Source organism: Verrucomicrobiales bacterium (genome assembly GCA_016793885.1).
Lineage (GTDB): Bacteria > Verrucomicrobiota > Verrucomicrobiia > Limisphaerales > UBA11320 > UBA11320.
The window spans coordinates 1-6261 of sequence record JAEUHE010000269.1 but is presented as its reverse complement, the minus strand read 5'-3'; the positions used below and the strand labels follow the sequence as shown (position 1 = coordinate 6261).

Sequence of the window (6261 nt, the reverse complement as noted above, 5' to 3'; positions counted from 1 at the left end):
ACGGAATCGCCCTGAATCGTCTGCACCTCGACGAGTTCGCCATTGATAAACCGTTTGCGGGCGGCATTCGCTTGCAGCAACAACTTATCGCCAGACGCAACTTTCAACATCCGCGACTCGCCCACGTCGAAACAGGCGCAGCCTGCACCCAATGGGAAAGAAGCCTCAGAACCGTCGGCACGTCGAACGCAAAGCGAATTCGTCTCGGCGGCGACCACGCTGACAGATTCACCATTATTGAACCCACCGTGACGACGATGAAACCGCACCGCCATGCCGGCGCGGTATTGCCGGGCGTCCCGCTTCTGGGCTTCGGTCCACGAGAGCGAGTCGAACACTTGGAACTCACGTTCGTTGCCCGACAATCGCCTGGCGGCTTTTAACGCCGCGCGAACTTTCTCCGTCACCGCTTCGATCTCGTTCCAAGTCGGCGCGACCAGCAGCGCGGATTTCACTCCGTCCAATGCCTTGAGATACGATTTCGCGGCGGCATCATGGAGTTTGTTCTCCGGCAACTCCGTCACGGCCTTCATGCGTTCCAGTTGCGCGAATGCTTCCGCTGTCTGTTTCTGCGCCGCCAGTTCCACCGCCTTGCGATACCCGGCCTTGCGTTGCCGCCGGATGGCGGTCAATTGACCGGACTTGAAATTGGAATGCCGTTCCAAAATCCGCAGCGCATCACCACGCGCCACCGAAGCGTGCTGGCCGGTGTCGCCCGACAGCACAACGCGGGCATCACGCGCCAGGTCAAACAGCCGCTTCATGTCATCAATGCCCACCGCGCCAGCTTCATCCAGCACCACCAAATCGTTTTTGGACAACGACCGCTTGGATAGCAGCAGACCTTGCAGCGTCACCGCCTTAAATCCCTCTTTTCGCAACACGTCCGTCGCCGCTGCCGTCGGCGCGCAGAATACCGGTTCAATCCGAGCCTCTTTGCAAGCGGCGACCAACTCGCGCAGCGCGGTGGTTTTGCCAGTGCCGGCCAGTCCACGCAGGCCGCTGATCCGGTCACTGGTGCGGAGGACATGGTAAATCGCCCGTTGTTGATCCTCACCGAGCCAATCGGCGGGGCGATAGCTTGGATGCAATGGCGCAACGGCATCACACCCGGCATTCACCACCTGAATCAATGCCAGTTCCGTCGCCAAAATCTGCTGCGTCGAAAATCCACGCTCGGTTTTCACCAAGTCCTGTGATTGTTTCACCGCCAATTTCAATGCAGGCAAATCAACTTCGCCCGGACGACGAGACAACGCCACGTTCAGTAGTTCATGCTCCGGCACGACCGACTTGCGCTCAAACAAATGGGCGACGGCGTGATTCAAGGTTTCGTTTTCCAAACCGGCGATGCGCCGTTGCCCGGTGCGCTGCGCCGACGCCACGAGCGTTTGCAAGGCCAGCAATTCATCGGGCTGTAATTGTGCCAGTTGCCGTTCACGCACTTCCGCCGTCGAGATGCCCTTGAGCTTTTTCGCCCGGCTTTGATGCACCGCATGGGCAATTTCATCGTTGGTTAGTTTCCGCCCCAGCTTTTGTTCCATCTCCCGCACCACTGCGTCCCGTTGTTGCGACCGCTTGGAAAAGCGTTGCACCACGTCATCACTCCCCCCTTCGATTTCAAAACCGTGCTTCGCGGGTCTGATTTGATAGCCGATTTCCTGAACCCGCTTCGCCAGTTCATTCCGATAAACCGCCGTGGCGTATCGAATCGCGTCATACATGCTGCCCGCTTGCAGCGCCTTCCAGCACTGTTCTTTGTCATCAAACGTGGCGTTGAACACGGTGCAGTGCGTGTGCAACAGCGGGTCAAGCTCGCGGGAACTGTCATGCAGAAACGCGGCGGCGACCAGATTGCCGGTGGTGCGATCCCGTTGATTGCCCTGCTTGCGGACTCGGGTTGCAGCGAAAGTCTCCAGTTCGCGAAACGCAATGCGGGTTGATTCCTCATGTGCCGTCACCAGCCGCTTGTCCTCCAAGGTCACCGCCAGCACCGAAACGGATTTCGGGGCGGAGCAGGTGAAATCATAAAACACCCGCCGTTTGTCCTCCTTTTGCAGCCGTTGCGTCAGCCGTTCATTGCTCTGCGGATTCCGGTTTTCACAAAGGGCGTGGAATTGCTCACGGGTCACTGCCTCCTTTAATCCCAGCCGCTCCGCGCCCGTCCCGATCCACTGGCCGGGACGGATTTCGCCCGCCGAGTAGTAATCGTTCTGCGCCAGATGCTCGTCGAAGTAATTCTCGGCATCGGCCAGTGTTTTATGCGCAACGGCAGTAAACATACGCTCAGAGTCTAGCCGCTCTTTCCTGCGGCATGGTGCGGTTTGCGCACAACCTTTGTTGTCGCCTCAGCCGATGAAGATAACCGAGAGCGCATGGCAACCGTGTGCCCGCCGGGCACATTCCTGCGCCGGAAACAGCGCGGTTTCACCGATGCGGATGGCTGGCTTGCCGTCATGCCTGCCAGAATGGCAGAAACGGAAGTTGCCGTGGTGTATGTGATACACCTCTCTTGAGGCGTTCCCAAACATGCGGATTCGGTTAAAACCACCCCACTTCGATTCATGCCGCCAAGTCTGGCAACGATTCGTGCTCGGTTTGTGCAATCTTTACACAAAATGAATTGCAACAATTATCTCAAAGACGAAGCGCACTACAGTGATCTCTACGACCGGCAGACCGTCGAGGAATGCCGCACTTTGGAACGGCGATTTTCTGAAGCGTCCGCAGGCACGCCAGCGGATCAACACTGGCAAACACTGCTTGTCAAAGTTGCGTTGTATTTCCTGCGTGGGGAGCGTCATGCACGAAAAGCCGATACCATCATGCTCTGGCGTGAAAACGACCGGCAACGGGACAGGCAACTTGCCCAAGCCAGACCACCCCGGGGAATTCGCTGCGTTACTTGCTTTTCCGACATGGTTTGTGAGGAGAGGGATTTTAGCGAACGGGATGGCGGAGACCAGGTGCTATTCTTTTTTAGTTGCCCGAAGTGCGTTTCCCGGCGTGCGTTCTACGAAGATGGCACAGAATACCGACGTAAGAAGATTCTTTGCAGCCAGTGTCAGAGCGAGGCAAATGTCGAGTATCAGCGCGCTGGCGGAGAAGTGAGTATCATCACGACATGTCCAGAATGCGGCAAGGTGGAGGCCGAGTCCTTGGCCGCTGAAAAGCCTGTAACGCCGGATGCAAACTATGCGACCGACCGAGAGCGATTCTGCATGTCTGAAGAAGAAGGGCGGGAGTATGACAGTTGCCGCGTAAGTGCTGAAATGTTCCAAAGGGAGCAGGCAGAACGGGAACTGCACGAGAAGCGACAGAACCTTTACGACGAAATAGCGAAGCTGAAAAGGCTAACGGTGGTGGAATTGGAGAACCTCCTCATCCCGGCACTGGAGCGGGAAAGATTCGTGCGACTCAATCTCGGTTCGCCTGCCATCAAGCGAGACGTGCAAATGTCCTTCTGCGTTCAGGATGTCAGGTCTGGACGCAGTGACCGCGACAGCGTCAAGGATTTGGAAAGGGCTATTGAGGAAGCGCTCGAAGGGACGAATTGGCGGCTGATGAGCAGTGGCATCACCTACCATTTGGGCATTCTCAACGGTTATTTGCGCGGCTTGGAAACTGAGAATGATCTTTTGGCCCTGGTGCGTATGCGCCTCAAGAGACGGATCAGCCAGAAATAAGTTCCTCAAGAAGCAGTCGCTGAAAGTTCGGCGCTTTGACTGGCCGGCTTTCCTGCGGGCACTCGGAAACCGGCCAGACAAATCGCCTCCAATGAAACCTAGACGGTCGCGCACTCATCGGTCGTTCTAAAACCGCGCTCCACTTCGCCGTCGTCCGTTCACCTCACTCCCGACCTGCTCCGTTTCGCTGCCGGTTTCAGAACGCCCGTTCAGTGCTTTGGCATTTGCTCATTTGTGCGTGAGTTTTAGGACGTTCAGTCGAACGTGATTTTTCGCGGCTTTCTGGAATTGGAAAGCCGGTCATTTTGGATGACACCATCCCCGAAGCATTCGCTTCGGAAAACGGCAGGTCAAAAACGGAGAATTGAAATCCGTTGATGCGCGTTGATGAATTCAACGCGGCTAAACGCCTGTCAACATCCGTTGCCAACACCGCTCAACGCGGTTCAACGCACCGCGTCAACGGACTTCAACCCATTTCAACGCCACAAAAGTTCATCGCTGAAGCCATCCGGCTTAATCATCCACCTATGCCATTTAATCCGGTGCGTATGCGCTAACCGCCTTGGTTGGAAACGCCCTAAACTTTGCGCTGATGAATCCTGACATCATCAACGATGCCCAGCCAGTGAAGCGCGAACGCTCCGGCGGCGGACGCGCCTTCCACAGTCGTCTCGAACAGTTCGTGGATTTCATCCGCGAACAGCGTCAGCGACGCAGGACATGGAAGGAAATCGCGGAACTGCTCCGCACGGAGAAGGGTTGTGTCATCAGCGCCCAGGGTGTCCACCAGTTCTGCCGTCGCTACACCCAGCGCCAGAGCCGGCCGCATTGGGAACGCGAGACGGCAAATTTCTCGCCAGCCAATTCGCCCGGTTCAGTGAACGAGCCACCGCGAAACATTGTGACCGCTTCCACTCCGGTAGAGCGTGCATTCCGGCGACCGAATCCCAGCGACATTAAACTCAACGACCCCACAAAAGTATGAACATCACTCGACGCATCCACTTGAATCCTCAATCGAAAGGCAATCTCGGCAAAAGTTTTGAAGCGGAATTCCGCACCGCCTGGCTCGATCGGCTCGGCATCCCGTGGAGCGGCTCAGACCTCGACGACCGCCACCACACGTTTGCCAGTCGGCATCCCGGCGCAGTTCAGTCTTACCAACTCGGCAATGAGCATGAGAGCAAGACCGCGCTGCTTAAACTGTTTCGACGGGTGCTAAAGGATGCTGCGCCCGTCCACGTCATTGACACCCGCGCCCAGGCCGATGCGCTCATCCTCGGCGCGATGGACGAACTGCAAGTCCTCGACATCTGTGCCGATCAGGGTGTGCGGCTGACGTTCTTTTTGTTTCCCACCGACGACACCGAGAGCATGACCAACGCTGGGCGACTCTTTCTCTACGCCGGCGACCGCGTGGATTACGTGATTGTTCACAATCCGGCTAAGGCGCGCGGTGATTTGTTCAAAGGCTCGCAACTCGAAAGCCAACTGACCGATTTCGGTGCGAAGGCCATCACGTTGCCGACCATCACCCCGACGACTTTGCTCGCGGCGGAGAAAGCCGAATCAGTGGCCAGACGCGGCCTGAGCTTCGCCGAACTGTCCAACCCGGACGCGAAATACCTGGAACGCTTGCTGGCAGGAGAAATCCAATGGGCCATGCAACGGATGTTTCGGCAGTATGACGCGATTGCCGATCTGCTGTTGCCGACCGAGTTGGTTTCGCAGGAAAAGCCAGTTGTGAGAGCGAACGAAAGCCCGAAAGCAGAGCCGCAACCACAACTCAACTTTGAGGAATGACGTATGGACCGGACTGAATTCGATGTTCTGTGCGAGGGAGCAAGCGCGGAAGAAACCCGGCTCTTGTCGAAACTGCTGGCCGAATGGTGCGACGGCGATGAACGCTCGTTCCCCGTTCATCTTGCCCTGCTCACGAGGGCGCAATGGCGGGCGGCTGCCAGCGTGCCCCGGTCAGTTGACCAGTCACGGGAAATCTTGGAGCGGACATTCAGCGAGCACCGGCAACACATCATTGGTCTCGCGAAAAGTTTCGCGCAAGCGACCGAAGCAAAGTTGCAAGCCTTGGAGAAATCTCAGACCGCACAAGCACGGCAGGCCGGAGAGTCCGTGGAAACATTGCGCTCGCAACTGGCCGAAGTCAGAGCTGTGGCCAGATTGATGGAAGGCGACTTGCGGACTGGTGCGGAGGAATGGCGCCGGGCGCATAAGCAGTTCGAGACGGAACGCCGCAAACTCGACACCGCCCTGGCGGCGATGAACCAATACTGGGACATCCAGCAATTGGTTTTTACAGGATTGTTGTTACTGGCCGCGTGTGGCATCGGCCTTTTGATTGGTCATTTCGTCTGGCGCTGACTTCACCGTTCCGGCATCGCCGGAAACCCGCCGGAACCAGCGCACGCTCCGCGCCGTGATCGCCCCCGGGCGCCCGTGCGTTCACTCTGCTTCGCGCGCGTTCGTTCCGGTTTGAGAAGCACGCAGTCGCGTGGCGCTTCCGTTGGGAACTTGGCACCGGTCACTCCGCTTCTTTCCCCCATTCCGCTAGACG

At 57.4% G+C, this 6261-nt stretch carries 6 protein-coding genes; 5 read left to right on the top strand and 1 reads right to left on the bottom strand.

Annotated features, from left to right (window positions below):
* The coding region (locus tag JNN07_29075) for a relaxase domain-containing protein (protein MBL9171818.1) at positions 1–2282 on the bottom strand (2282 nt) is incomplete at its 3' end.
* A 282-nt stretch (positions 2283–2564) separates the two neighbouring features.
* Here JNN07_29075 and JNN07_29070 point away from each other — a divergent pair.
* The 5 genes from JNN07_29070 (at position 2565) to JNN07_29050 (ending at position 6068) form a co-directional block, all read left to right on the top strand.
* Positions 2565–3686 (top strand): hypothetical protein, encoded by a 1122-nt coding sequence (locus tag JNN07_29070; protein MBL9171817.1) that lies wholly within the window; start codon positions 2565–2567, stop codon positions 3684–3686.
* 377 nt (positions 3687–4063) lie between these two features.
* Positions 4064–4246, top strand: a complete 183-nt coding sequence (locus JNN07_29065; protein MBL9171816.1) for a hypothetical protein — start codon at positions 4064–4066, stop codon at positions 4244–4246.
* A gap of 35 nt (positions 4247–4281) precedes the next feature.
* Complete coding sequence (locus JNN07_29060) at positions 4282–4674, top strand: hypothetical protein (protein ID MBL9171815.1); 393 nt, start codon at positions 4282–4284, stop codon at positions 4672–4674.
* Positions 4671–5492: a hypothetical protein gene (locus JNN07_29055; GenBank protein MBL9171814.1), complete on the top strand. Its 822-nt coding sequence runs from the start codon at positions 4671–4673 to the stop codon at positions 5490–5492. The genes JNN07_29060 and JNN07_29055 overlap by 4 nt, the downstream gene beginning before the upstream one ends.
* Positions 5493–5495: 3 nt before the next feature.
* Positions 5496–6068, top strand: a complete 573-nt coding sequence (locus JNN07_29050) for a hypothetical protein (protein MBL9171813.1) — start codon at positions 5496–5498, stop codon at positions 6066–6068.
* The last annotated feature ends 193 nt before the right edge of the window (positions 6069–6261 follow it).